The 25,041-nt window shown below is 60.3% G+C and carries 23 protein-coding genes; 12 read left to right on the top strand and 11 right to left on the bottom strand.

Annotation, left to right across the window (positions count from 1 at the left end; all coding sequences use genetic code 11):
* Positions 1 to 4 precede the first annotated feature (4 nt).
* Genes mobB through AS026_RS18945 form a run of 3 tightly spaced genes read right to left on the bottom strand, consistent with a single transcriptional unit; the run spans position 5 to position 2,068 of the window.
* A complete protein-coding gene (gene mobB, locus AS026_RS18955; protein ID WP_025662006.1) occupies positions 5 to 520 on the bottom strand; it encodes a molybdopterin-guanine dinucleotide biosynthesis protein B in 516 nt (171 codons plus the stop codon).
* A complete protein-coding gene (gene mobA / locus AS026_RS18950; RefSeq protein ID WP_025662007.1) occupies positions 520 to 1,152 on the bottom strand; it encodes a molybdenum cofactor guanylyltransferase MobA in 633 nt (210 codons plus the stop codon). The genes mobB and mobA overlap by 1 nt, the downstream gene beginning before the upstream one ends.
* Positions 1,153 to 1,159: 7 nt before the next feature.
* Positions 1,160 to 2,068: a DMT family transporter gene (locus AS026_RS18945; protein WP_062371049.1), complete on the bottom strand. Its 909-nt coding sequence runs from the start codon at positions 2,066 to 2,068 to the stop codon at positions 1,160 to 1,162.
* Positions 2,069 to 2,262: 194 nt separating this feature from the next.
* Here AS026_RS18945 and AS026_RS18940 point away from each other — a divergent pair, with 194 nt between their 5' ends.
* The gene (locus tag AS026_RS18940; protein WP_062371048.1) at positions 2,263 to 3,033 is read left to right on the top strand and encodes an SDR family oxidoreductase; all 771 of its coding nucleotides are present in this window, start codon (positions 2,263 to 2,265) and stop codon (positions 3,031 to 3,033) included.
* A gap of 21 nt (positions 3,034 to 3,054) precedes the next feature.
* On the opposite strand, the gene moaA is transcribed toward AS026_RS18940, so the two are convergent.
* On the bottom strand, positions 3,055 to 4,101 hold the full coding sequence (gene moaA, locus AS026_RS18935) for a GTP 3',8-cyclase MoaA (RefSeq protein WP_062371045.1): 1,047 nt from the start codon (positions 4,099 to 4,101) through the stop codon (positions 3,055 to 3,057).
* 134 nt (positions 4,102 to 4,235) lie between these two features.
* Here moaA and AS026_RS18930 point away from each other — a divergent pair, with 134 nt between their 5' ends.
* Positions 4,236 to 4,610, top strand: a complete 375-nt coding sequence (locus tag AS026_RS18930) for a gamma-butyrobetaine hydroxylase family protein (RefSeq protein ID WP_025662011.1) — start codon at positions 4,236 to 4,238, stop codon at positions 4,608 to 4,610.
* Between the two features lie 27 nt (positions 4,611 to 4,637).
* Positions 4,638 to 5,825 (top strand): low temperature requirement protein A, encoded by a 1,188-nt coding sequence (locus AS026_RS18925; RefSeq protein WP_025662012.1) that lies wholly within the window; start codon positions 4,638 to 4,640, stop codon positions 5,823 to 5,825.
* Positions 5,826 to 5,827: 2 nt separating this feature from the next.
* On the opposite strand, the gene AS026_RS18920 is transcribed toward AS026_RS18925, so the two are convergent.
* The gene (locus AS026_RS18920; RefSeq protein ID WP_025662013.1) at positions 5,828 to 6,295 is read right to left on the bottom strand and encodes a MarR family winged helix-turn-helix transcriptional regulator; all 468 of its coding nucleotides are present in this window, start codon (positions 6,293 to 6,295) and stop codon (positions 5,828 to 5,830) included.
* A 45-nt stretch (positions 6,296 to 6,340) separates the two neighbouring features.
* Here AS026_RS18920 and AS026_RS18915 point away from each other — a divergent pair, with 45 nt between their 5' ends.
* Together AS026_RS18915 and AS026_RS18910 are read left to right on the top strand one after the other, a co-directional pair.
* Positions 6,341 to 7,294 (top strand): alpha/beta hydrolase, encoded by a 954-nt coding sequence (locus tag AS026_RS18915; RefSeq protein WP_025662014.1) that lies wholly within the window; start codon positions 6,341 to 6,343, stop codon positions 7,292 to 7,294.
* A 51-nt stretch (positions 7,295 to 7,345) separates the two neighbouring features.
* On the top strand, positions 7,346 to 7,957 hold the full coding sequence (locus AS026_RS18910) for a pyridoxamine 5'-phosphate oxidase family protein (RefSeq protein WP_062371043.1): 612 nt from the start codon (positions 7,346 to 7,348) through the stop codon (positions 7,955 to 7,957).
* 134 nt (positions 7,958 to 8,091) lie between these two features.
* Here the strand turns inward: AS026_RS18910 and AS026_RS18905 are convergent, their stop codons facing one another.
* Positions 8,092 to 9,162, bottom strand: a complete 1,071-nt coding sequence (locus tag AS026_RS18905) for a GGDEF domain-containing protein (protein WP_025662762.1) — start codon at positions 9,160 to 9,162, stop codon at positions 8,092 to 8,094.
* Between the two features lie 350 nt (positions 9,163 to 9,512).
* Between AS026_RS18905 and AS026_RS18900 the strand changes: the two genes are divergently transcribed.
* Positions 9,513 to 9,725 carry a hypothetical protein gene (locus AS026_RS18900; protein ID WP_025662763.1) on the top strand — a complete coding sequence of 71 codons (213 nt, stop codon included), beginning with the start codon at positions 9,513 to 9,515 and terminating at the stop codon, positions 9,723 to 9,725.
* 6 nt (positions 9,726 to 9,731) lie between these two features.
* Here AS026_RS18900 and AS026_RS18895 read toward each other — a convergent pair whose 3' ends face one another.
* Both AS026_RS18895 and fumC read right to left on the bottom strand, forming a co-directional pair.
* Complete coding sequence (locus AS026_RS18895; RefSeq protein WP_025662764.1) at positions 9,732 to 11,339, bottom strand: fumarate hydratase; 1,608 nt, start codon at positions 11,337 to 11,339, stop codon at positions 9,732 to 9,734.
* Positions 11,340 to 11,498: 159 nt separating this feature from the next.
* On the bottom strand, positions 11,499 to 12,890 hold the full coding sequence (gene fumC / locus AS026_RS18890) for a class II fumarate hydratase (protein ID WP_025662765.1): 1,392 nt from the start codon (positions 12,888 to 12,890) through the stop codon (positions 11,499 to 11,501).
* Positions 12,891 to 13,289: 399 nt separating this feature from the next.
* On the opposite strand from fumC, the gene AS026_RS18885 reads away from it, so the two are divergent.
* Positions 13,290 to 15,164 carry a L,D-transpeptidase family protein gene (locus tag AS026_RS18885; RefSeq protein ID WP_062371211.1) on the top strand — a complete coding sequence of 625 codons (1,875 nt, stop codon included), beginning with the start codon at positions 13,290 to 13,292 and terminating at the stop codon, positions 15,162 to 15,164.
* Positions 15,165 to 15,342: 178 nt separating this feature from the next.
* On the opposite strand, the gene AS026_RS18875 is transcribed toward AS026_RS18885, so the two are convergent.
* Complete coding sequence (locus AS026_RS18875; protein ID WP_063805936.1) at positions 15,343 to 16,506, bottom strand: ABC transporter substrate-binding protein; 1,164 nt, start codon at positions 16,504 to 16,506, stop codon at positions 15,343 to 15,345.
* A gap of 300 nt (positions 16,507 to 16,806) precedes the next feature.
* Entirely contained in the window at positions 16,807 to 17,514 is a 708-nt protein-coding gene (locus AS026_RS18870; RefSeq protein ID WP_025662768.1) for an HAD family hydrolase, read from the bottom strand.
* Between the two features lie 191 nt (positions 17,515 to 17,705).
* Between AS026_RS18870 and rpiA the strand changes: the two genes are divergently transcribed.
* The 4 genes from rpiA (at position 17,706) to AS026_RS18850 (ending at position 22,204) form a co-directional block, all read left to right on the top strand.
* Positions 17,706 to 18,404: a ribose-5-phosphate isomerase RpiA gene (rpiA, locus tag AS026_RS18865; RefSeq protein ID WP_062371039.1), complete on the top strand. Its 699-nt coding sequence runs from the start codon at positions 17,706 to 17,708 to the stop codon at positions 18,402 to 18,404.
* A 17-nt stretch (positions 18,405 to 18,421) separates the two neighbouring features.
* Positions 18,422 to 19,012, top strand: a complete 591-nt coding sequence (locus AS026_RS18860; protein ID WP_018854822.1) for a DUF2059 domain-containing protein — start codon at positions 18,422 to 18,424, stop codon at positions 19,010 to 19,012.
* Between the two features lie 110 nt (positions 19,013 to 19,122).
* The gene (gor, locus tag AS026_RS18855) at positions 19,123 to 20,508 is read left to right on the top strand and encodes a glutathione-disulfide reductase (protein WP_062371037.1); all 1,386 of its coding nucleotides are present in this window, start codon (positions 19,123 to 19,125) and stop codon (positions 20,506 to 20,508) included.
* Between the two features lie 322 nt (positions 20,509 to 20,830).
* Positions 20,831 to 22,204 carry a class II 3-deoxy-7-phosphoheptulonate synthase gene (locus tag AS026_RS18850; RefSeq protein ID WP_018854824.1) on the top strand — a complete coding sequence of 458 codons (1,374 nt, stop codon included), beginning with the start codon at positions 20,831 to 20,833 and terminating at the stop codon, positions 22,202 to 22,204.
* Between the two features lie 138 nt (positions 22,205 to 22,342).
* On the opposite strand, the gene AS026_RS18845 is transcribed toward AS026_RS18850, so the two are convergent.
* A protein-coding gene (locus AS026_RS18845; protein ID WP_100248183.1) for an IS1182 family transposase occupies positions 22,343 to 23,714 on the bottom strand; the annotation gives its coding sequence in 2 pieces (ribosomal slippage) (positions 22,343 to 23,134 and positions 23,136 to 23,714; 1,371 coding nt in all).
* A 233-nt stretch (positions 23,715 to 23,947) separates the two neighbouring features.
* Here AS026_RS18845 and ltrA point away from each other — a divergent pair.
* Positions 23,948 to 24,988 (top strand): group II intron reverse transcriptase/maturase, encoded by a 1,041-nt coding sequence (ltrA, locus tag AS026_RS18840; RefSeq protein WP_100248181.1) that lies wholly within the window; start codon positions 23,948 to 23,950, stop codon positions 24,986 to 24,988.
* The last annotated feature ends 53 nt before the right edge of the window (positions 24,989 to 25,041 follow it).

The raw sequence follows: 25,041 nt of genomic DNA, 5'->3' as shown, positions 1-25,041 counted from the left end.
TTTCCTACTTTGCAGGCAGCTCCACTATTCCGGAAATGAAGTCTGCGATTGCCTGGGTGTCATCGAGGTTGAATACCGGCAGAAAGCCTTCGGCGATCGGGTGATCGGCCGCGATGGCAACGATGTGGGGATCCGTCGGGGCGAGGGGTTCCTGGTTGGCGGATTCGAGCCGCCGCGCCTCGATCTTCGGGATCGGTTCGCGCTTGTAGCCCTCGATCAAGACAAGTTCGCAGGGCTCGATGCGGGCAAGAATTTCGTCGAATGTCGGCTCTGGGGCGCCGCGCAATTCGTGCATGATGGCATAACGCGTTCCGGAGACGATGGTCACTTCGTGAGCGCCGGCCTGTCGGTGGCGGTAGCTATCGGCACCGACCTTGTCGATGTCAAAGTCATGATGGGCATGCTTGATAGTGGAAATGCGGTAGCCGCGGCGGGTGAATTCCTCGACGAGGCGGACCGCCAAACCGGTCTTGCCCGAGTTCTTCCAGCCCGCGATGCCAAAGACTTTCGGTTTGTCCATCAGACCATGACCTTGAGCCAGCGTTCCGCCTCAGCGAGATCGTCCGGCGTGTTGACGTTGAAAAACGGATCGAGGAGGCTTGCCCGCGTCGGGCGCAGCGGGAAGGCAACTTCCGTAACGTCATGCCGTAGAAGGAAGTCGCGCGCACGGCGTTTTTCGTCGGTTGCGATCCAGGATTCCAGGTCATCGGCAAGGTTGACGGGCCACAGGCCGAACACCGGATGGCTGCGGCCCTCCGAGGCGGCAATGGCAATCTTGCCAGGTGCATCGATGACGCCGGCGAACCAATCGACGAGGTCGCTCGGAAAGAATGGACTGTCGACAGAAACCGTGACCACGTGTGTGACACCCCCAAGCGATGCACCGTAGGTCATCGCTGCATGGATGCCGGCCATCGGTCCCGCTTTGCCGGGAACTATATCAGGAATGAACAGATGCCGGCAATTTTCCGGCGTCGCGTCGGCGTTGACGGCAAGGGTGCTCACCTGGGGCTCGAGCTGTTCGATGACGCGCTCCAGCAGGGTGCGGCCATCGAGCCGCACGGAGGCTTTGTCGCGGCCCATGCGCGAAGAGCGTCCTCCCGCCAGGACCACACCCGGAATATTGGATCTATCCAGCACAAAATCGTTCATGGTTGCCTCAGACGGGGGTTCTCGGCTCGGACTCCTGGGCGACCGGCGGTACATGGCGCTTGGCCTCACGATAGAACGTGTAGAGGCCAGACGCTATGACGATAGCTGCACCGGCGAGCGTCCAGACATCGGGAAACTCCGCAAAGAAGACGAAGCCCAGTAATGTCGAGAAGATCAGGCTGGTGTAGCGGAACGGTGCCACGAAGGAGATTTCACCGGTGCGCATTGCCATGATGACCGACTGATAGCCTACCAGGACGAGAATGGCGGCGAGCAGCAGGTGCGAAAGCGAAGCCAGGCTGACCGGCTCCCATCCTCCCAGCAGCGGCGTCAGCAATGCGCCGACGACCGTCACGGAGACGGCCGTCACCACTGTGATCATAAGCGATGGGATCTCTGGGGCGATGCCGCGGGTGGCGAGGTCGCGGCCGGCGGTCGTGAGGACGCTGCCAACGCAAAGGAGAGCTGCGGCCGTGAAGCCGTCCGGTCCCGGCCGAATGATGATCAGCACGCCAATCAGGCCGACGAGAATGGCCGACCAGCGACGCCAGCCGACGGGTTCGCGGAAGAATAGTGCCGCGCCGAAGGTCACGACCAGCGGCAGCGACTGCAGGATGGCTGATGCGTTCGCGATCGGCATCATTCCGAGCGCCGTAATATAAGTCACCGCTGCCAATATCTCGCAAATGACGCGGATGATGATCATGGGCTTGAGGATGATGCGCCACGATCGCAAGGCACCCATGTGGCGCGCGATAAAGTAGACGAAGATGCTGGTGAAGAGGCCGCGCAGACACATGATCTGGCCGGCATTCATGTAAGCGATAACTGACTTGGAAAGTGCGTCGCTGCAGGAAAATCCGGCCATGGCCGAACTCATGTAGATGGCGCCCTGGGTATTGCGGGACCGCGGCATGTCGATATTCCGATTCTCGTACACGTGCTTTTAGAGCGTGCCAGGCGCCATGGGTATCGAACGAAAGACACACCCGAAATAATTCGATTGCGCAGTGCACAATAGGGCGCGCGCCGACACGGGCAGGAAACGGGTGGCTGAGCGGCAAGATGTCTGGGATTGGGTTACCGCGAACAACAAGCGGAGGTTCCGACATGAGACATCTGGATGGGAAGGTTGCGATCATAACCGGCGCGAGCTCCGGCATCGGCCGGGCGGCCGCCAAGATCTTTGCAGCCGAAGGCGCGCGGCTGGTCGTCGCGGCGCGACGCGAGGCCGAGCTAGGTATGCTGGTTGAAGAGATCGGAGATGCGGGCGGCGAGGTGGTTGCGGTTGCCGGCGATGTGCGCGAGGAGGCTTTGAACCGGCGGCTGGTCGAGGTGGCGGTCGAACGCTTCGGCGGTCTGGATGTTGCCTTCAACAATGCGGGCAGCACCGGCGAATCGGCGCTGGTGGCTGACCTGTCGCTGGATGGCTGGAACGAAATGCTGGCGGTTAATCTCACCAGCGCATTTCTGGCCGCGAAATATCAGGTGCCGGCGATGATCGCCCGCGGCGGCGGATCGATCGTCTTCACCTCGACCTTCGTCGGCCATACGGCCGGAATGCCTGGGATGGGTGCCTATGCGGCAAGCAAAGCGGGGCTGACCGGCCTGGTGCAGGTTCTTGCCGCCGAGCTCGGCCCGAAAAACATCCGCGTCAACGCGCTGCTGCCAGGCGGCACCGATACCGCGCTGAACCCGGCGAATTTCGAGAATCCCGACATGCAGCTTGTCGCCTTCATCCATGGCCTACATGCGCTGAAGCGGCTGGCGCGGCCGGAGGAGATCGCCAAGGCCGCACTGTTCCTGGGATCGGATATGGCGAGCTTTGTGACCGGGACGTCAATGCTGGCGGATGGCGGGGTTTCGATCAACCGGACGTAAGCTGCTCCAGCTCCGCGAGTGTCACCCACCGGTGACGCTCATGTGGCGGGCAACGGCAGGGCGATTGTGGGTGCGGTCGATGATGAAGTCGTGGCCCTTGGGCTTGCGCGAGATCGCCTCGTCGATCGCCGCACAGAGCAGCCCGTCGTCCTCGGTGGCGCGCAGGGCGGCGCGTAGATCCGCGGCGTCGTTCTGGCCAAGGCACATGTAGAGCGTGCCGGTACAGGTCAGCCGGACGCGGTTGCAGCTCTCGCAGAAATTATGCGTCATCGGAGTGATGAAGCCGAGCCGACCACCAGTTTCCTTCACCTCGACATAGCGTGCCGGACCGCCGGTGCGGTAGCCGATGTCCGAGAAGGTGAATTGTTCTTCGAGATCGGCCCTGAGCTTCGACAGCGGCAGGTAGCGGTCCGTCCGGTCTTCCTCGATCTCGCCCATCGGCATGGTTTCGATAACGGTCAGATCCATGCCGCGGCCGTGTGCGAAGCGGATCATCTCCGGCATTTCGGTGTCGTTGAAGTCTTTCAGCGCCACCGCATTGAGCTTGACCTTGAGGCCGGCCTTCTGGGCCGCATCGATGCCTTCCATCACCTTGTGGAAATCGCCCCAGCGGGTGATCTGGCGGAATTTGTCGGGGTCAAGCGTGTCGAGCGAGACGTTGATGCGACGCACGCCGCTATCATAGAGCTCGCCGGCGAAGCGGGAAAGCTGCGAGCCGTTGGTGGTCAGCGTCAGCTCGTCGAGGCCGGAGCCAATCTGCTTACCGAGTTCGCGCACGAGATACATGATGTTCTTGCGCACCAGCGGCTCGCCGCCGGTGAGCCTCAGTTTGCGCACGCCCTTGGCGATAAAGGCGGAACAGAGCCGGTGCAATTCCTCGAGCGTCAACAGCTCCTGCTTCGGCAGGAAGGTCATGTGCTCGGCCATGCAGTAGGTGCAGCGGAAGTCGCAGCGGTCGGTGACGGAGACACGCAGATAGGTCACGGCCCGCTTGAACGGGTCGATCATAGGTTTCGTCTCTGCAACCAGTGGCGATGCGTTGCCTGTCGTTCCGACGTTGCTGTTCACGAATACCTCCGCAATGCTACTAATGTGCGTATATGCCATTGCCGCGTCAAGGGAAACGCCCCTTACGCACGGTAAATTGAGGCTTGCCTCGGCAAGCCTCATTGCCTACTCGTGATTTAAAGGGGAATGGGATCATGAGCGATATCTGGCCGACTGAACTCAGAGTTTCAAAAGACCGGCAGCACCTCGTCGTGACGTTCAACGACGAGCAGAGTTTCGATCTTTCCGCGGAGATGCTGCGGGTGCTTTCGCCATCGGCGGAAGTGCAGGGGCACGGGCCCGGGCAGAAAGTCACCGTTCCCGGCAAGCGCAATGTCGCGATCATTTCCATGACGCCGACCGGCAATTATGCGGTGCGCATCGGCTTTGACGACATGCACGATACCGGCATCTATACCTGGACCTATCTGCGCGAGCTCGGCGAGCGCGGCGACGAGCTGTTCTCCGCCTATGAAGAAGAGCTGCGCGAAAAGGGTATGAGCCGCGACACCTCAGAGAAGCCGCGTTAAGCGACAATTGCCGCAAGGGGGAAATGCATGGCGGGAACGAGCAAGCGAAACTGGCTGCGCGCCAAAGGCAGTCCGAGTGAAAGCAGGGTCAGCTTTCTCGAACTGTTTTTCGACCTCGTCTTCGTCTTCTCGATCTCGCAGCTATCGCATGCCCTCGCGGCGCACTATACGCCGCTCGGCGCTCTTGAAGCCGGTCTGATGACCTTTGCCGTCTGGTGGGTGTGGATATTCACGACCTGGGTTACAAACTGGCTCGACCCCGACAAGATGGCGGTTCGCGGCATGCTCGTCGTCTTGATGCTGCTTGGCCTGGTTCTTTCCGCGTCTATTCCCGAGGCTTTTGGCGACAAGGGGCTGCTCTTTGCTGGGTCCTACGTGCTCATGCAAGTCGGTCGATCTCTGTTTGCATGCTATGCGGTCAAGTCGGACGCCTTGAAGTACCGGAATTTCGTGCGCATCAGTAGCTGGCTAATCTTTTCCGGCGTTTTCTGGATCGCCGGCGGTGTTCTGGAACACGAGGCGCGGCTGATCGCATGGCTCATCGGCCTTGCCATCGAATATGCCGCTCCGGCGAGCGGCTTTGCCGTGCCGGGACTTGGCAAATCGACCGCCGCGGACTGGGATGTGTCGGGCGCGCATATGGCCGAGCGTTGCGCGCTTTTCGTCATCATCTGCCTTGGCGAGGCGGTGCTGGTGTCGGGGCGGACATTCTCGGAAATGCCGTTCTCGCCGTTGACGGCGGTCGTCTTCGGGACTGGGTTCGCGGGAACGGTGGCGATGTGGTGGCTCTATTTCCGCTTCGGCCACGAGCGGGCGGCGCATCGGATCGAACACGACGAAACGCCCGGAAGCCTGGCACGGCTGGCGTTCACCTATGCCCATATCCCGATCCTGGCGGGCATCATCGTTCACGCCGTCGCGGTCGAGTTCATGTTCTCTCATCCGCATGAGACTGGCAATCTAGGCGTGATGGCCTCCGTACTCGGTGGCTCCGGATTGTTTCTTGCCGGCAATCTCTGGTTCAAAGGGGCGACCAGCGGACGTATGCCGCTGTCGCATTTGGCGGGCCTCGTGCTCTTGATCCTGCTTGCCTTCATTGCGCCGTTCATCGAGGTCTACCTTGCCGGTATCCTCGCCATGCTGGTGCTGATCATCGTGGCCGCGTGGGAATACAAATCCCTTGCGGGGCAAACGGTCGGCCACACGGTTCACTGAGATCAGTCTTCGTCGACAAGGTCTTGCTGCAGGACCCGGATGATCCGTTCCATTGATCCGGCCATCACCATGCATTGCTCGATCGGTTCGGGCGAAAGCACGCGATCGATGAGGTCGGTCTGGATGACCATGGCCTTTTCGGTGACATTCCGGCCTTCCGGCGTCAGGAAGAGGCGCAGCACGCGCTTGTCCTTCTCATCGCCGCGCCGTTCGATCAGCCCGCGCTTCTCCATCTGCGGCAAGAGCATGCTCATGTTCGAGCGACCGACCAGCAGCTTGCGGGCGAGTTCCTGTTGCGAGATGCCCTCGAAGCGATAGAGATTGATCAGAATATCAAGGTGCGGGGTCTTGATATCGAGTTCGGATAGCGAGCGACCGAGCGACTGCTGCATGAGTTGGCAGGCGCGGGCAACAGCGATCCAGCTGCGAAAACGCGGATGATCCCAGGGCAGGGATTGATTTTTGTTCATCGTTGTACTTTATTGTTCAGTGTTGAACATTATTGGATTCTCACTATGACAAATTTTGCGCTGAAGGTCACCCGCCTCGGTTTTTCCCTGCTGCAGTCGGTTTCGCCGCGCATCGCCGGGAAGGCGGCGTTCCGCCTGTTCTGCGTAACACCCTCGACAAAGCCGAAGGGCGAGAAGGCGAAAGCAGCACATGCGGCCGGCGCGGCAAAGGTTGCCGGAGCGGAGCGGTTCACGCTTCGCCTTGCCGGCGGCGGACGGGCGCATGCCTATCGATTGAACGGTGGCGCCTTGGGGCGGCGCCCGCGGTACCTTGTGACGCATGGCTGGGGATCGAGCGGTGCCTACATGGCCGACATCGTGACGACTTTGGCGGCAACCGGCGCGGAGGTGATCGCGGTCGACTTTCCCGGACATGGCCGCGCGGCGGGGCGGATGCTCCACATGGGCATGGCGGTGAAGGCGATCGCCGCGGCCGAGCGTCGATTCGGCGCGTTCGATGCCGCGATCGGCCACTCCTTTGGCGGCGCCGCACTGATGGTGGCGGCGGCAGGCATGTTGCCCGGCGCGCCTGCGGTGCTTCCGGAAAAACTGGTGCTGATCGGTTCACCAAGCGAAATGCACTGGCTCTTCAAGGATTTCGGCAAGCTGATCGGGCTTAGGCGGCCGGCACAGCAGGCGCTGGAGAACGAGGTGCACCGTGTCACCGGCCGGCGACTGGAGGCGTTCGATGCGAGCGGGGCGGCCGGCGCGATCCAGCGGCCAGTGATGATCGTGCACGCGGAGGACGACAAGGAAGTGAGCGCCAATCATGCTCGGCGTTACGCGGCCGCAAGCGATGCGGTGCGGCTCCACTGGGCAAATGGCTTCGGGCACCGTCGCATCGTGGCGGCGCTGCCGGTTCTCGATGCGATCAGGGGTTTTCTCGCCGAGGACGATTCCGGAAAGCATGCTGAGATCATACCGCTTTTCGATCTTCCTGCGCGGCGCGTGTCATTGTAACGTCACGTTAGGCAGCTAAAGGCCGCCACGACGAAAAGCGGCAGGACGATCATGAAAATCATTGAAACGAAAGAGGAACTCGCAGCGATCTACGCTGGCGGGCTGACGCAGGCATCCGTGGCCAAGGTAACGGACTATCTGACGCCGCTCTATCGCGAGATGATCGAGGCGTCGCCCTTCGTGGCACTCGCGACGGTGGGACCCGAGGGGCTCGATTGTTCGCCGCGCGGCGATATCGGCGGCGTCGTGCGCATCATCGACGAGCGGACGCTGCATCTGCCTGACTGGCGCGGCAATAACCGCGTCGATTCGCTCTCCAACATCGTGCGGGATCCGCGCCTGGCGCTGATGTTCCTCATTCCCGGTTCGAACACGACCATGCGTATCAACGGGCGTGGTGTCGTGACGAACGACGAGGCAGTCCTGTCCAGCTTCGTGATGGACGGAAAGCATCCGCGGACGGTGATCGTCATTACGGTCGACGAGGTCTATTTCCAGTGCGCTCGTGCGCTGATCAGATCCGAGCTGTGGAACCCGGCAACCTTCATCGATCCGAAGAGCCTGCCAACGCCCGGTTTGATGCTGAAGGCGGCGACAGGGGATTTCGACTACGAAACCTATGACCGCGAATGGCCGGAGCGTGCCGTCAAGACGATGTGGTAGGGCTTAGCGTAGGGTTGGCAGCCCCACCTCTTGGGAAGAAGGGCCGTGCCAATCGCGGTCCATTGCAGTGGACACGGGCGATTGCGGCAATCAAAACTCATCGACAAACAGGCGACGACGCTGCTTGCCAGGGTCTATCCCTTGTAGATCAGCCAGCTCTTCGTGAAGTCCTTCTGCATACCGTCTTCGAACAGGACGCTGCAGTTGCGGCCGGAATTCTTTGCGCCGTAGAGGGCAACGTCGGCTCTGTGGTAAAGCTCGCCGGCGTCTTCCGCGTAAGATGCCATGCAGACGCCGACCGATACCGTGACCGGCCCGTAGTTTATTCTGGTGCGCGAGTTCGTGAAGGGCGTCGTTTCCAGCGTGCGACGAATGCGCTCGGCCATCCCCATGACTTCGTCGGCCGTGTTGCCTTCAATGATCAGGGCGAACTCCTCGCCGCCTGTGCGGGCGACGAAAACGTCGCGGCGGACGTTGGCGCGGATGACCGAGGCTACAGTCGCGAGAATCTTGTCGCCGACCGGATGACCGTAGGTGTCGTTGATCTTCTTGAAATTGTCGATGTCGGCGAGGACCAGCGCAGTGACGGGCCGCATGGCCGGATTGTTGTAGACGGCAGCGAGGCGGTCATCGAATGCACGGCGGTTCGACAGGCGTGTCAATGAGTCTGTGTTGGCGATACGTTTGTATTCGTCAAGCTCCTTGCGGACCTGATCCATTTCCTGCGATCGCTGGACGACGTTCTCGACAGTGCGTTCGCCGTGCGCCATGGTGTCGCCGGTTGCCTGCGTGAGCAGGCTGAGGGCGTTTTCGATAAGCTCTACGCTCGTATGGTTCTTCGAGCTGATCCGCTTGTAGGTTTCGCCAAGCAGCTTGTTGTAGCTCTCCAGCGAGATTTGCTCCTGGCGCAGCACGCGCAGCAGCGTCTCAAGCTCGGCGGCAATGCGACCGTGCGCGTCGTCGAACACACGGGCAGGGCTGTGCGTAAAATACTGCGCCCCGAGCGCGTCCAGTTCCTCCTGCGTCGCCTGGCTGCCGAGCGCAGCAAGATCTCGTGTCAGCGCCGGATTGGAGCCGATATAGGCTTCGTAAAAGAGTTCGTAGTTCCGAGGGATCGGCGCGACGCCCATGGAGCGCATGGCAAACGTGATCTGACCTGCCACGTCGGGAACCTGCGCCCTCGTTGGCGCTGCGGCCGTCGTCATGCGACTACTCCTCAATTGAATGTCAAATGCAGTCTTTAATTTGATAGCTGAGAAATATTGGGAAATGATTAAGAGAAGATATACCAATGATTACATGTGAAATTTGTCTATTCTTCTGCGTTATTTGCTTATCGTATTGATTTTTATCTGAGAAGCTGCAGAAGCGTTGCGGTAATTTCGCCTTATGGGCGAGTGGCGCAAAATAAAAAATCCAACCAGTCGTTTTAGTTGCTTTGACATTGTTTCAAATTTGTTGACAGTCGGTGTCGATCGGTCGCTCTATTGCGGATCGGCGAGAAGGCGCATGTTCCCCCGAAAGAGCCGCGTGGCTCCAACGGAAGGCAGAGATCATGGAAACCTCTCGTCACATTTCGCCCATCGTCCTTGCTGCAGTCATTGCAGGCTCCGTCGCGCTGATCCAGCAGGATGGTTTCTTCGACGGTGTATTTCGCAGCGACATTCTCGCCAGCGTGAAGGCGGAGGAGATCCTCAATGCTGCTGATCTCGCAAATCGGGTTGACACCGCCGCGGTCGACCATCGCGCGATCGCGGCGATCCATTAACGCCGATCAGCCGAGGTTGAATTCCTGGAAGAAGTCGTTGCCCTTGTCGTCGGTGACGATGAAAGCAGGGAAGTCTGCCACCTCGATCTTCCACACGGCTTCCATGCCGAGTTCCTGATACTCCAGCACCTCGACCTTCTTGATGCAGTCTTGCGCGAGGCGGGCAGCCGGTCCGCCGATCGAGCCGAGGTAGAAGCCGCCATGTGTCTTGCAGGCTTCGCGCACGGCGCGGGAGCGGTTGCCCTTGGCAAGCATCACCATGGAACCACCGAAGGACTGGAATTGGTCGACATAGGAGTCCATGCGACCGGCGGTCGTCGGGCCGAAAGAGCCGGAGGCGTAGCCTGCCGGGGTCTTGGCCGGGCCGGCGTAGTAAACCGGATGGTTCTTCATGTAGTCAGGCATGCCTACGCCCTTTTCCAGCCGCTCGCGGATCTTGGCGTGGGCAAGGTCGCGCGCGACGATGATCGTGCCGGTCAGGGAGAGGCGGGTCTTGACCGGGTGCTTGCTGAGTTCGGCCAGGATTGCCGGCATCGGCTGGTTGAGATCGATGCGGACCATGGAGTCCGACAGCTTCGACTCGTCGATCTCTGGCATGTACTTGGAGGGATCCGTCTCCAACTGCTCGACGAAGATGCCGTCGCGGGTGATCATGCCCTTCGCCTGGCGGTCGGCGGAACAGGAAACGCCGAGGCCGATCGGAAGGGATGCGCCGTGGCGGGGCAGGCGGATGACGCGCACGTCATGACAGAAATACTTGCCGCCGAATTGTGCGCCGACGCCCATCTGCTGCGTCAGCTTGTGGATTTCCTTCTCCATCTCGAGGTCGCGGAACGCATGGCCGCTCTCGGAGCCTTCGGTCGGCAGATCGTCGAGGTAGCGCGTCGAGGCGAGCTTGACGGTCTTCAGGTTCATTTCGGCGGAGGTGCCGCCGATTACGATCGCCAGATGGTAGGGGGGACAGGCTGCCGTACCCAGCGTAAGGATCTTCTCCTTAAGGAAGTCGATCATCCGGTCATGCGTCAGGAGCGACGGCGTGCCTTGGTAGAGGAAGGTCTTGTTGGCCGAACCGCCGCCCTTGGCGACAAACAGGAAGTCGTAGGTGTCGGTGCCTTCCTCGTAGATGTCGATCTGCGCCGGCAGATTGTTCTTGGTGTTCTTTTCCTCGAACATCTTGATGGGCGCCAGCTGCGAATAGCGCAGGTTCTTCTTCTCGTAGGCGTCCATGACGCCCTTGGCGAGAGCCGAGTAGTCCTCACCTTCGGTCCAGACGCGGCGTCCTTTCTTGCCCATTATGATCGCCGTGCCGGTGTCCTGGCACATCGGCAAGATGCCCCCTGCGGCGATGTTGGCGTTTTTTAGCAGGTCATAAGCAACGAAGCGGTCGTTGTCGGTCGCCTCCGGGTCTTCGAGGATCGAGGCGAGCTGCTTCAGGTGGCCGGGTCGCAGGAGATGGTTGATGTCGGCAAAGGCCGTTTCTGCAAGCAGGCGGATGCCTTCCGGCTCGACGGTCAGGATATCCTGCCCCTTGAAGCTGTCGACAGAGACGTAGTCGCTGCTGATCTTGCGGTATTGGGTGGAGTCTTTGCTGAGGGGGAAAAGATCGTCAGCCATCGAGGGACCTTTCATGCGGACCGAAATCGCAGATGATCTATTCGGGCGTCTTCGCAATTGCAATAATTCTAAAACCTGTCTGTTTTAGTCATGAAAATCTGGAAAACACCGCCGCGGGTACGGCGGTGTGAACTGTTTCAAGCAAGCGAGGAGGCAGGCTTACTTCGGGCCGATCATCGTTTCAGGGCGAACGATTGCGTCGTATTCCTCGACGGTGACGAGGCCACTCGCCAACGCTTCTTCCTTCAGGGTCGTGCCGTTCTTGTGCGCGGTTTTGGCGATCTTGGCGGCGTTGTCATAGCCGATCTTCGGAGCAAGCGCCGTGACCAGCATCAGGGACCGTTCGAGACCGGCCTTGATGTTGTCCTCGCGCGCTTCGATGCCGACGACGCAATTGTCGGTGAAAGAAACGGCGGCGTCGCCGAGCAGCTGCACCGACTGGAGGAAGTTGTAGGCCATCATCGGATTGTAGACGTTGAGCTCGAAATGCCCCTGGCTATCGGCGAAGGTGAGGGCCGCGTTGTTGCCGAAGATATGGATGCAGACCTGCGTCAGCGCTTCGCACTGGGTCGGGTTGACCTTGCCGGGCATGATCGAGGAGCCGGGCTCGTTCTCGGGAAGGGCGAGTTCGCCAAAACCGGCGCGGGGACCGGAGCCCAGCAGGCGGATGTCGTTGGCAATCTTGAAGAGCGCGGCGGCGGCCGCATTGATGGCGCCATGGCTGAACACCATGGAGTCATGGGCGGCGAGTGCTTCGAACTTGTTCGGGGCCGTCACGAAGGGCAGGCCGGTGATTTCGGCGATCTCGTCAGCGACCTTCTCGGCAAATCCAACAGGCGCGTTGAGACCGGTGCCGACCGCGGTGCCGCCCTGTGCAAGCTCGCAAAGGCCAGGAAGCGTCAATTCGATGCGCTTGATGGCGGAGCCGACCTGCGCTGCATAGCCGGAGAATTCCTGGCCAAGCGTCAGCGGCGTCGCATCCTGCGTGTGCGTGCGGCCGATCTTAATGATGTGGCTGAATTCGGTGACCTTCATGTCGAGCGCGGCGTGCAGGTGCTTCAAGCTCGGAAGCAGGTGGCGCACGATCTGCTCCGCACAGGCGATATGCATGGCCGTCGGATAGGTGTCGTTTGACGACTGGCTCATATTGACGTGATCGTTGGGATGCACCGGCTTCTTCGATCCCATGACGCCGCCCAACAATTCGATGGCACGGTTGGAGATCACTTCGTTGGCATTCATGTTTGACTGCGTGCCGGAGCCCGTCTGCCAGACAACGAGGGGGAAGTGGTCGTTGAGCGTGCCGTCGATCACTTCCTGCGCCGCGTCGACAATGGCGTTGCCGACCTCCGGATTGAGCTGACCGAGCGCCATGTTGGCACGCGCCGCCGCCTGCTTGACGATGCCGAGGGCGCGAACGATCGAAAGCGGCTGCTTCTCCCAGCCAATCTTGAAATTGCCGAGCGAGCGCTGAGCCTGAGCACCCCAATATCTGTCGTTCTGTACTTCGATCGGGCCGAACGTATCTGTTTCGGTGCGGGTGGAGGTCATGGTCATGCCTTTCTGTCGCGGTGCCTTCGGAGATGCGTCTTATAGGTCCGAAACGGGACGAAGAAAACTGCTGGAAATGCAAAATATGAATGTATAAATCATGTTATCGGCGGGTGATCAGTGGCCATTTAGACACGGCTAAATTTTTATATTTCAGTGCCTCGTTGGCCACTGTGTCCGAAGGCGAAAATAAAGTAAAAAATTAACTAATAATTTCATTATTTTGTGTGAACTGGGGCTCGGCATAAGCGTTTTCCGCGTTACTTTGGGTTGAGAGGCCCAAGGCTGGCGGCTGCGGCCAGTTTCTGCCATGTGACGCTCGCGCCGGATGAAACGAGTTTTAAGGCGGGCTTTTGCCCGCGATTTGAAGACAGCATGACACTGGGACTGGATAAAAGCATGACATTCTTTCTGAAAGGTGCGGCTTCCGCACTAGCGCTTTCCTGCGGCATGGCTGCGATGGGTTCCACGCCCGCGCACGCTTACACGTTGATGGATATGATCCGCGGGGATCGCGCTCGCACCCAGAGCACGATTGTCAATCCGAGGCCGTCGGTTCCGTCGTTTCTTCAGTCGGCTCCCGATGCGCCGCTGCCGAAGGTTTCGAGCCCGCGTTACTATACCTATCAGCCAGATGCGATGCGCTTCGTCGACACCGGCAAGTTTACCGATCCTGTGGTCACCGGGGCAGTTGCCGATGCATCGGCTGCGACCGAGGCAACGCCGTCGGTACAGCGCCGCTTCCTTATCGAGGCGAAGGTGCGCGCCCCCGTCGAAGTCGCCAGGGCGCTTGAGGCCTATTACGGCGATGTGAAGAATCCGCTGGTCTGGCTCGCTGGAACGGATGTCAACAATCGCGCCAAGGCGGCGATGGACGTTCTGGCGGATGCGGCATCGGTCGGTCTCGACCCGGCCGACTATGCGGTCCAGGTGCCGGCGGAGGATCCAACCAATCCGGATCCGGCAATCCGTGATCGCGCCCTGACGCAGTTTGAACTAGAGCTTTCCGCAAAGGTGCTCGCCTATGTCCAGGATACAGTTCGTGGTCGCGTCGATCCGAACAAGCTTTCCGGCTATCACGATTTCAAGCGTAAGGACGTGAACCTTGCGCCGGTGCTGAAGCTCGCCCGCATGAGCCCGAATATTGCAGCCTATCTCAGAAGCCGTACGCCTGATGCGCCGCAGTTCGTTGCACTCGAAGGCGAACTGGCGAAGTTGCGCGCAGAGGGAGCCAGCGAAGAGCGCATCGATATCGCGCTGAGCGGCCTGCTTCGTCCGGGCGACAACTCGTCCGAAATCCCGAACATCGTGAAGGCGATCGGCAAGCATGGCTCGGCCGCGCTCAAGGCGGAACATGCGACAACGCTCTCCGCCTATACGGGCAGCACCGAATATTCGCCTGAGATCGTTTCGCTCGTTGAAGGTTTCCAGAAGGAACATGGACTGAAGCCGGACGGCGTTATCGGCCAGGCGACGGTCCGCATCATGGCTGGCGGCGACAGCAACGCATCGAAGGTCGAGAAGCTGATTGTTGCGTTGGAGCAGGCCCGCTGGCTGCCGGCCGACCTCGGCTCGCGCTACGTCTTCATCAACCAGCCGGCCTATATGGTCTACTACCACAACGACAACAAGGAACAGTTGTCGATGCGCGTGGTGATCGGTCAGCCGTCGCACCAGACCTTCTTCTTCCAGGATCAGATCGAGACGGTCGAGTTTAATCCTTTCTGGGGTGTGCCGCAGTCGATCATCATCAACGAGATGCTGCCGCGCCTGCGCTCCGACCCGAGCTATCTGGACCGGATGGGCTATGAGGTAACGGTCGGCGGTCGCGCTGTGGCGTCGTCCAGCGTCGACTGGTACGGCTCGACGACCAACGTCTCCGTGCGCCAGCCGCCGAGCGACGACAATGCGCTTGGCGAACTCAAGATCCTTTTCCCGAATGCTCACGCCATCTACATGCATGACACGCCTTCGAAGAGCTTCTTCAAGCGCGATATGCGCGCCCTCAGCCATGGTTGCGTCCGCCTTGCCGAGCCACGCGCGATGGCAGCGGCCGTGCTAAACACGTCGGTGGACCAGATCGGCAAGGAGATTGCCACGGGCAAGAACCACGCCCTGCAGGTCCCGCAGAAGATCCCGGTCTACGTGGCTTACTTCACGGCCTGGCCGAACAAGGATGGTGTCATCCAGTATTTCGATGACGTATACGGCCGCGACGCCTATGTGCAGAAGGCTTTCGATGCGACGACGAAGGCGCGAGGCGCGCAGATTTGATCGCGCCGATGATATGACGGCGGCCGGGGAGCCGCCTTTTCTTTTTGCGATCGGCTTGCCGCCGCTGCGCGCGTTGCGGAAGCAAGCTCCGCGATCAATTCGTCGATCTGTGCAGGCTCCGAGAATCTCGACGGGATGTCGGAATAGTCGAATGGCACGGCGATCAAAACCATATCGGCTACTGCGACATCGTGCGCTGTCCGATGGTGCCTTCACTGAAAACCATTGGGATACCGGAAGGGCTTCCACACGGGAGACACTGGATTTGCACTCCGACGACGTCTCCCCAGCCGTTGGTGATGATCTCTCTTGCCCTATCGAGTTCTTCCTGTGTTGGGAAGAGCGGGTAGACTTCGGTACCAGAATGCTGAACCCGTGCCAGCTTTCCTTCCAAGTCGGCAGGCGCATACCCGCTATTCAGGAAGGCCCGCGTCTCCGTGTATAGGTATTCCATCCACAATCGGGCTGCGTTCGGATGCGGAGTGAACGCGCTGATGGCCTGGGCATAGACGCCACCGACGATGCCCGTCTTCGGCCTCACGATCTCAATCCTGGTTCGTCCTCCTGATCGTTCGCGATCAGTAGCTGCAAGGTAGTCCCAGCGAACGAGGATAGGCGTGCGCCCGTCCTCAAGCGAAGCAAGGCCGCCGACGATAGGAACGAAGTTGCCGCGGCGGCTGAGGTCTGCAAAGAAGCTCAGCCCCTGATCGGCTGCCTCGTCCACGTTGCCGTGAGCAGCTGACAGGCCCGCAGCGAAAATGCCTTGGATGGCTTGATTTGATGTCAGATTACCGGCGAGACCCACGGCATTTCTGTATTTCGGCGAGGCGAGGTCCGCCCAATCGGTCGGCATCGTCGTCACGATATCCGCGTTGACCTCGAAGGCAAGCGTGCCGTAGTAGCCGCTGTACCAGTATCCATCAGGTTCCTTGGCTGCGTCCGGAATGGCTTCCCACGCCGCCACCTTGTAAGGCCGCAGCAGGCCGTCCCTCTTCGCCGATAAGGCGAAAGGCAGACCGACGTCGATGACATCCGGCGCTTGCGGGTCGGCTGTGTCCCTCGCATTTCTGATGGTATTGATCACCTTGGCCGATCCCGCATCGGGCATAAGTTCGGTGATACCAAGGCCGTATTTCGCCTTGAAGCCGTCGATGATGTCCCCGTATCCCCACCAGTCGCGAGGCAGGCCGACAACGGTGAGGTGGCCCTCTGCCTTGGCAGCGGCCACGAGCTCGTCCGTCGGAGCTGCGGACGCAGGAGATGAAGAATTGAGACCGGCCATCCCGGCGAGCGCCGCCGTGCTACCTTGAACGAGAAATTTTCTGCGCTGGAAATCAGGCATATTTCCCACCCTGACGGTTCTGGAACGCAGTCGCACCGTCCATTCGTCGGTCACCTGAACAGGGACATGCGGGCTATGCGCAACCCACTTGGAACACGTATCAGTTGCGCATATCACGCATGCGGCATCGGACGATTTGCGACTTGCGCCTCGTATCCTGAATCTGCGCCTCTGCAAAAGAAGAGTCCATAGTCGAGGCTAGGCATGTCGCAAAACCTCCTTGCGTAGGTCAGGGTTTCGCGAGGTTTTTTTCGCGCGATCGGGTTAGGGGCTGGGCCGCGGGCCGCCTTTTCTTTTGCGTCAGCCTGCCGCCGCCGCCGGCGTTGCCGAGGTGAAGTCCTCGATCAATTCGTCGATCAGCGCAGGAGTTAACTCCTTGAAATGCGTAATCACGCTCGTTGGCCCGAGGGTCTCGACGGGGACGTCGGAATAGCCGAACGGCACGGCGATCGAAGGGACGCCGGCATTGCGGGCAACAAGAATGTCGTTGACGCTGTCGCCGATCATGACGGTCCTGCGGACATCGCCGCCGGCGCGCTCGATGGTTCCGAGAAGATGCTGGGCGTCGGGCTTCCTGACGGTGAAGGTGTCGCCGCCGGTAATGGCATCGAAATAATGGGTGAGTTCAAGCTTCTCGATCAGGTTGCGCGCCAGGCCTTCGAGCTTGTTGGTGCAAACGGCAAGCTTGCAGCCGGCACTCTTCAGTTGATCCATTGCCTCGACCAGGCTGGGGTAAGGCGCGGTATGTCCCGGCATGTTGTCGGTGTAGTGCGCAATGAAGCGGTTGAGCAGGGCAGGAAGCTGTTCCTGTGCCAACGGATGTCCTCGAAGACCGCAGGCCCGCTCGATCATGACCTTGGCGCCATGTCCGACGAGATGCGTGAGGTCGTCGTAGCTGACCGGCGCCACACCGATTGCCGCGATCGTATAATTCAGGCTCTCAACAAGATCGGTGTGAGTATCGAGCAGTGTTCCGTCAAGATCGAATACAACAAGGGCAGGGGTCAAGGATTGCGCCTTTCAGAAATGATGTCATCGGCAGTAGGTGATGAGGACCGGAAAAGCAATATTTGCCGGCAAAGGGGACGAGTTGCAAATGCCCACGGCTTTTCAAAAATCATTACGCTATTTTGGCTTTCGTTTGGCAAGCGAGCCGTGTAAACAGCACATCCAACGCAATAATTCGGAGTCAGCGGCGCATGGATGCCCGCGAAATGAAGATCAAGGCCGCCGAGGCCGCACTCGCTCATGTCGAATATGGCATGCGGCTTGGAATCGGAACCGGGAGTACTGCCGAAGAGTTTGTTCGGCTGCTCGCAGAGAAGGTTTCAACCGGCTTCAAGGTCGAAGGCGTGCCAACCTCCGAACGCACGGCAAGGCTTTGCGTCGAGCTCGGCGTACCGCTGAAGTCACTGGATGAACTGCCGGAACTCGATCTGACGATCGATGGCGCGGATGAGGTCGATTCCGACCTCACGCTCATCAAGGGTGGCGGCGGTGCACTGCTGCGCGAGAAGATCGTCGCTGCGGCATCTCAGCGCATGATCGTCATTGCCGACGAGAGCAAACTGGTCGAGACACTTGGCGCATTTCCGCTACCGATTGAGATCAATCCGTTCGGACTCGTATCGACACGCATGGCGATCGAAAAGAAGGCCTCGAAGCTTGGGTTGAGCGGCAGCCTGACGCTGCGGCAATCCGGTGGCGAAGACTTCATGACGGACGGCGGCCACTACATCCTGGATGCATCTTTTGGCCGCATTCCTGATGCAGAGGCGCTTTCAAACGAGCTGAATTCAATACCCGGAGTCGTTGAACACGGGCTCTTTCTAAAAATGGCGGCGCTTGCGATCATTGCAGGTCCAGCAGGCGCACGCACGCTGCGGGCGAACAGGTAACAGGAGCATTGAAACTCATGATTAAATTTGCAGGTCTTGGCCGTTTTGCTGCTGCGACCGTTATTTTCTCGGGCGTCGCATTCGGCTTTGCCGCACATGCGCAGGAAGCCTCTCCGGAGCAGCTGAAGGCGGCCCGCGCTGCGATCGACGCGATCGGCGCCACCGCACAGTTCGACAACATCCTGCCCGGCCTGGCTGAGCGCCTGAAGGCCGATCTCATCCAGGACTCGCCGAACTATCAGGATGCGATCACCGCTGAGGTCGACAAGCAGGCACTGGCCCTTGCACCGCGTCGCGCCGATCTCGAGAAGGAAGCCGCGCTGACCTATGCCAAGGCATTCTCCGTCGAGGAACTCAACGCGATCGCCGAGTTCTACAACTCGCCGGTTGGCAAGAAGCTGCTCAAGGATGGCCCGATCGCTTCGCGCGAAACCGTCAAGGCCGCCGATATCTGGGCGCAGGGCATCTCGCGCGATCTGCAGAAGCAGACGAGCGCTGAACTCGTGAAGGTCATCAAGGCCCCGCCACCGGCCGCCGATCCGGCGAACCCGGCTGCGACGGCCGCGCCGAAGCCAGCTGCACCGGCTGCTGCAAAGCCGAAGCCGTAAGAAGACGCGAACAACAGACCAAAAGCCCGGCATCGTCCGGGCTTTTGTTTTTGCGGCCGTCGATACTATATCACTTTCACCTCACCAGCCGATTCCATCCGGAGTTTCTCATGACGTCCTACGATTACGATCTCTTTGTCATCGGCGGTGGCTCAGGCGGTGTGCGAAGCGCCCGCGTTGCAGCCTCGCTCGGTAAGAAGGTCGCGATCGCAGAGGAGTACCGCTACGGCGGCACTTGCGTGATCCGCGGCTGCGTGCCCAAGAAGCTCTTCGTCTATGCGGCTCAGTTCCATGAGCATTTCGAGGATGCCGTGGGCTTCGGGTGGACGGTCGGCGAGAGTTCGTTCGACTGGAAGAAGCTGATTGCCGCGAAGGACAACGAGATCGCGCGCCTAGAAGGGCTCTACAAGAAGGGGCTTGCCGGCGCCAACGCCGAAATCCTGGAAACACGTGCCGAAATGGTCGACGCGCATACGGTCCGGTTGGTCAATACCGGCAAGACGGTGACCGCGAAGACCGTCGTGATCGCGACCGGTGGCCGCCCGAACCCGCACGCGGCTTTGCCTGGGAACGAGCTCTGCATTTCCTCCAACGAGGCCTTCCATCTGGAGGAGCTGCCGAAGGCGATTGTGATTGCGGGTGGCGGTTATATCGCGGTGGAGTTTGCCAATATCTTTCACGGCCTCGGCGTCGAGACGACGCTGATCTATCGCGGCGCCGAGATTCTGTCGCGCTTCGATCAGGACCTCCGCCAAGGACTGCACGAGGCGATGACCGCCAAGGGCATCCGCATCCTCTGCCATGATATGCTGCAGAAGGTATCGAAAGAGGACGGTCGTCTTTCCGTCGAGACGCTGAAGAACGGCACGCTGGCGGCCGATGTCGTGATGCTGGCGCTCGGTCGCATTCCGAATACGGAAGGCCTAGGCCTGGAAGCCGCCGGTGTGAAGACTGACGAGCGCGGAGCGGTGGTGGTCGACGAATATTCTCGCACCAACGTCCCGAACATCTATGCGCTTGGCGATGTCACCGATAGGGTACAGTTGACGCCGGTGGCGATCCACGAGGCGATGTGCTTCATCGAGACGGCGTACAAGGACAATCCGACCAAGCCTGATCACGAGACGATCGCAACGGCGGTCTTCTCGCAGCCGGAGATCGGTACCGTGGGACTGACCGAGGAGGAAGCGGGCAAGCGCTACAAGGAGCTCGAGGTCTACCGTGCGCAGTTTCGGCCACTGAAGGCGACGCTGTCGGGGCGTGGCGAGAAGATGATCATGAAGCTGATTGTGGACGCTGCCAGCCGAAAGGTCGTCGGCGCGCATATCCTCGGCCACGATGCCGGCGAAATGGCACAGATCCTCGGCATCACGCTGAAGGCGGGCTGCACGAAGGACGATTTCGACCGGACGATGGCGGTGCATCCGACGGCCGCGGAAGAGCTCGTCACAATGTATGCCCCGAGCTATCGCATTCGGGATGGTGTTCGCGTCTGACGCCAGTCAGCTGGTAATGCGCGGCGTTTGGATCACCTTGAGGAAGAACGCCTTCATGACGCCTCATTAGAATTGCCGGCGTTTTTCCGGGGCAAGCTTAAATTGGATACAAACCGTCTTGGTATAGTGATCGTTGATCGCACGTTTTTTGTTTGAAAGTACGTCACCGAATTCCTTTATATCGCGCGTTGGTCGTCGACTTAATCGTCAGTGCCGTAGAGCGGAACGCCGCTATGCAAGATGGCACTAAAGGGTTATAAGCCGCCCAACATTTTTAGGACGGAACATCCGGACGGACCGGATGCTGGAGCAGGTGAGTAAGATGGCAGAGAATTGGACACCGAGTAGTTGGCGGCAAAAACCGATCCAGCAGGTTCCGGACTATCCGGACCAGGCCGCATTGGCAGCAACGGAAGCCCAGCTCGCATCCTATCCGCCTCTCGTCTTTGCGGGTGAAGCACGCCGGCTGAAGAAGCATCTCGCCAACGTTGCAGAAGGCAACGGTTTCCTGCTGCAGGGTGGCGATTGCGCCGAGAGTTTTGCCGAGCATGGCGCCGACAACATCCGCGACTTCTTCCGCGCGTTCCTGCAGATGGCCGTCGTCCTGACCTTCGGCGCGCAGTTGCCGGTGGTCAAGGTCGGCCGCATCGCCGGGCAGTTCGCCAAGCCGCGCTCTTCCGGCATCGAGACCCAGGATGGCGTGTCGCTGCCGAGCTACCGTGGCGACATCATCAACGGCATCGAGTTCACGGAAGAGTCACGTATTCCGAACCCGGAGCGCCAGGCGATGGCCTATCGCCAGTCGGCCGCTACGCTGAACCTGCTGCGCGCCTTCGCGATGGGTGGCTACGCCAACCTCGAGAACGTCCATCAATGGATGCTCGGCTTCGTCAAGGATAGTCCGCAGGGTGAGCGCTACCGCAAGCTTGCCGGCCGCATCAGCGAAACCATGGACTTCATGAAGGCGATCGGCATCAGTGCGGAAAACAATCCGAGCCTGCGCGAGACGGACTTCTTCACCAGCCACGAAGCGCTGCTGCTTGGCTATGAAGAGGCGCTGACGCGCGTCGACTCGACGTCTGGCGACTGGTACGCGACTTCGGGCCACATGATCTGGATCGGCGACCGCACGCGCCAGGCAGACCATGCCCACGTCGAATACTGCCGTGGCATCAAGAATCCGATCGGCTTGAAGTGCGGTCCGTCTCTGCAGGCGGACGATCTTCTGAACCTGATCGACATTCTCAATCCTGAGAATGAAGCGGGCCGGCTGACGCTGATCTGCCGCTTCGGTCACGACAAGGTGGCCGAGCATCTGCCGCGCCTTATCCGCGCGGTCGAACGCGAAGGGCGCAAGGTCGTCTGGTCGTGCGATCCGATGCACGGCAACACGATCACGCTGAACAACTACAAGACGCGTCCGTTCGAGCGGATCCTGTCGGAAGTCGAAAGCTTCTTCCAGATCCATCGCGCAGAAGGTTCGCATCCGGGCGGCATCCACATCGAGATGACCGGCAAGGATGTGACGGAATGCACCGGCGGCGCCCGCGCCGTCACGGCCGAGGATCTGCACGATCGCTACCACACGCATTGCGACCCGCGTCTCAATGCCGACCAGGCGCTCGAACTGGCCTTCCTGCTGGCCGAGCGCATGAAGGGCGGGCGCGACGAAAAGCGCATGGCCGTCAACGGTTGATCGAAAATAGAAGAAAAAGCCCCGCCTTGTGCGGGGCTCAGACCGCTGACAAACCCGTCGATATTTTCGGCGGGTTTTGTTTTTGGCGATTTGATTTTTGCTGCGGTGTTTTGGTGGAGGCGAGGCAGGGGCGTTGGCTCACGCGGTGGCCGGTTTTGGCGCTCTTGTCAGCGCCATTGCGATCTTCTTGATGTTTTGGGCGGCCGCAGCCAACAGGCACTGGCATGCGACGCGGGTGAGACTTCGGAAGCGGGCATAGCGATGGCCATGAAGCTGTTTGGCATCGGCAAAGGATCGCTCGACCGTCTCCTTGCGACGCTTGTAGATTGCCTTGCCCCAAGGGGTCAGGCGGTGGGCATCGGTGCGCTGGCGGGCATCGGCCCAGACATGGCGGGTGATGGTGCGTGTCGCCGTGGCGTTATTGGTGCACGACGCCAGCAACGGACAATCGCGGCAGATGGCCGGATCCGAACGATAGTGGCGATAACCATTGCGGTCGGTGGTGGCATAGGCGAGCAGTTGGCCTTCGGGGCAGCGATAACCGTCGGTCTCGGGCTCATAGTCGAACTTCGACTTGCGCATCATGCCGGCTCTGGGCGGGGTCGGATTGCGATAGCCGGTGACACCGAGGATGGTACGGTCTTCCAGACCCTTGGCGATGCCGGGTGTCGCATAACCAGCATCCAGGCCGACGGCGCCGACCGCGAAGCCGAACCGCTCACGCTGCCGGTCGAGCCGCTCGAGATAGACGATACTGTCATGCACATTGGCAGGCGTCACATGGGTGTCGGTGATGATCGCAAGCTTGCCGTCCACCGTGCGGTGGTCGAGATAGAAGAAGCCCTTCGGCTTGCCGTCGCGCACCATATAGCCGCTGTCGGGATCGGTACGCGACACCTTGGTTTCCTTCACCTGCGGCTCACGCTCTTTTGTCCTTCAGCGGCTTCTGACCGTGCAGCTTACGCTCAGCCTCGATCGCCGCATCCAGGTCGGCCCAGTAGTCGGAGCGCGACTTCTCGATCATCGCAAGATCGTACTTGCCCTTGTTGGCGTTGGCCTTCAGATGCGTCGAATCCGTATAAAGCACCGTGCCGTCGACCAGCCCATGACGGATCGCCTGCTCAACGATATGGTCAAAGATGTCCTGGGCGACCGAGGTGTCGTTGAAGCGCCGGCGGCGGTTCTGCGACAGCGTCGAGGCGTCGAACACGGGATCCGTCAGCTTCAGCCGCAGAAACCAGCGGTAGGCGACGTTGACCTCGATCTCGCGCACCAACTGACGCTCCGAGCGCACGCCGAACAGGTAACCGATGAACAGCGCCTTGAACATCAGCGTCGGGTCCAGCGGCGGCCGGCCATTGTCAGGGCAGTAGAGCCCGGCAACACGATCATGGATGAACGAAAAGTCGATCACCGCATCGATCTTGCGAAGCAGGTGATCCTTCGGCACCAGGCTGTCGAGCGTCACCATCTCAAGAGCCGTCTGGGTGGGAGCAGGTTTCTTCAACATGTCCCAATGAATCACAAACCCCTGGACCAAGCCAGGAGTTTGTCAGCGGTCTGGCCCGGCTGATGCCGGGCTTTTTTGTTGTGCGCGCAGCATGGGCGCATTCTTGTGGGTGGAAGTCCCACCGTAAGCTGGTCACAGCGAGCGAAATGAAGCGCAACTGCGGAAGGGTGACCAACCGTGGGGAGGAAGCGTGGATCGAACCTGCGGGCCGATGGACAAGAACCGGATATGTGATGATCCCGAAGCCAGGGGGCGGCGAGCGCGAGCTTGGCATCCCCAGGGTGCTGGACCGTCTGATCCAACAGGCGCTCCTGCAAGTCCTCCAGCCTATTCTTGATCCGACTTTTAGTCAGCACAGCTACGGCTTCCGTCCTGGAAGGAGTGCACACGATGCCGTCCTGGCGGCGCAATCGTTCGTGCAGTCCGGACGGCGGGTTGTCGTGGACGTTGACCTGGAGAAATTCTTCGACCGGGTTGACCATGACATCCTGATCGACCGTCTGCGCAAGAAAATCCCCGATCTCGGCGTGATCCGCTTGGTACGGGCCTATCTGAACGCCGACATTGTTGATGGGGGTGTGGTCCTCAAGCGGACCCGAGGCACGCCGCAGGGTGGGCCGCTGTCGCCGCTTCTGGCCAATGTGTTGCTGGATGAGGTGGACAAGGAACTTGAACAGCGGGGCCATGCCTTCTGCCGCTATGCCGACGACTGTAACGTCTACGTGCGGTCACAGCGGGCGGGCGAGCGGGTGATGGCTCTGCTGCGGCGTCTCTATGGCCGACTTCGCCTTAAGGTGAACGAGACCAAGAGCGCCGTTGCCACCGTCTTCGGCCGCAAATTCCTCGGCTATGCTTTCTTCAAAGCACCAGGGCGGGTGGTCAAGAGACGGGTTGCCGACAAGGCAATCAAGGCGTTCAAGGAGCGCATTCGCGAACTGACACCGCGCGTGACGGGTCGATCCCTGAAAGCGGTGGCAGAACGGCTGCGCCTCTTCGTGCGCGGATGGAAAGCCTACTTCCGGCTGGCGCAAACACCTCGGGTCTGGCAAGCGCTGGACGAGTGGATGCGCCATCGTGTGAGGGCAATCCAGCTCAAGCAATGGAAGCACGGCAGGACGATCTTTCGGGAAATGATGGCAAGGGGAGCGAAACCTGGGGTGGCCCAGCAAGTGGCAGCAAATGCCGGTCGCTGGTGGCGCAACAGCGGCAAGCTCCTTAACGCCACCCTCACCATTAGATGGGCTGACCAACTTGGAATGCCCAGGCTCGTCTAACCTCAATCTCTCGAACCGCCCGGTGCGGACCCGCATGCCGGGTGGTGTGGCAG

The organism is Rhizobium altiplani (assembly GCF_001542405.1).
Classification (GTDB): Bacteria; Pseudomonadota; Alphaproteobacteria; order Rhizobiales; family Rhizobiaceae; genus Rhizobium; species Rhizobium altiplani.
Note: the sequence above shows the minus strand (reverse complement) of the source record. Positions and strands in the feature narration are given on the sequence as shown.

Bases quoted from the DNA above. Each gene is read 5' to 3' on its own strand.
- mobB (WP_025662006.1), bottom strand. From the start codon at position 520: ATGGACAAACCGAAAGTCTTTGGCATCGCGGGCTGGAAGAACTCGGGC.
- mobA (WP_025662007.1), bottom strand. From the start codon at position 1,152: ATGAACGATTTTGTGCTGGATAGATCCAATATTCCGGGTGTGGTCCTG.
- AS026_RS18945 (WP_062371049.1), bottom strand. From the start codon at position 2,068: ATGCCGCGGTCCCGCAATACCCAGGGCGCCATCTACATGAGTTCGGCC.
- AS026_RS18940 (WP_062371048.1), top strand. From the start codon at position 2,263: ATGAGACATCTGGATGGGAAGGTTGCGATCATAACCGGCGCGAGCTCC.
- AS026_RS18930 (WP_025662011.1), top strand. From the start codon at position 4,236: ATGAGCGATATCTGGCCGACTGAACTCAGAGTTTCAAAAGACCGGCAG.
- AS026_RS18925 (WP_025662012.1), top strand. From the start codon at position 4,638: ATGGCGGGAACGAGCAAGCGAAACTGGCTGCGCGCCAAAGGCAGTCCG.
- AS026_RS18920 (WP_025662013.1), bottom strand. From the start codon at position 6,295: ATGAACAAAAATCAATCCCTGCCCTGGGATCATCCGCGTTTTCGCAGC.
- AS026_RS18915 (WP_025662014.1), top strand. From the start codon at position 6,341: ATGACAAATTTTGCGCTGAAGGTCACCCGCCTCGGTTTTTCCCTGCTG.
- AS026_RS18910 (WP_062371043.1), top strand. From the start codon at position 7,346: ATGAAAATCATTGAAACGAAAGAGGAACTCGCAGCGATCTACGCTGGC.
- AS026_RS18905 (WP_025662762.1), bottom strand. From the start codon at position 9,162: ATGACGACGGCCGCAGCGCCAACGAGGGCGCAGGTTCCCGACGTGGCA.
- AS026_RS18900 (WP_025662763.1), top strand. From the start codon at position 9,513: ATGGAAACCTCTCGTCACATTTCGCCCATCGTCCTTGCTGCAGTCATT.
- AS026_RS18895 (WP_025662764.1), bottom strand. From the start codon at position 11,339: ATGGCTGACGATCTTTTCCCCCTCAGCAAAGACTCCACCCAATACCGC.
- fumC (WP_025662765.1), bottom strand. From the start codon at position 12,890: ATGACCTCCACCCGCACCGAAACAGATACGTTCGGCCCGATCGAAGTA.
- AS026_RS18885 (WP_062371211.1), top strand. From the start codon at position 13,290: ATGACATTCTTTCTGAAAGGTGCGGCTTCCGCACTAGCGCTTTCCTGC.
- AS026_RS18875 (WP_063805936.1), bottom strand. From the start codon at position 16,506: ATGCCTGATTTCCAGCGCAGAAAATTTCTCGTTCAAGGTAGCACGGCG.
- rpiA (WP_062371039.1), top strand. From the start codon at position 17,706: ATGGATGCCCGCGAAATGAAGATCAAGGCCGCCGAGGCCGCACTCGCT.
- AS026_RS18860 (WP_018854822.1), top strand. From the start codon at position 18,422: ATGATTAAATTTGCAGGTCTTGGCCGTTTTGCTGCTGCGACCGTTATT.
- gor (WP_062371037.1), top strand. From the start codon at position 19,123: ATGACGTCCTACGATTACGATCTCTTTGTCATCGGCGGTGGCTCAGGC.
- AS026_RS18850 (WP_018854824.1), top strand. From the start codon at position 20,831: ATGGCAGAGAATTGGACACCGAGTAGTTGGCGGCAAAAACCGATCCAG.
- ltrA (WP_100248181.1), top strand. From the start codon at position 23,948: ATGATCCCGAAGCCAGGGGGCGGCGAGCGCGAGCTTGGCATCCCCAGG.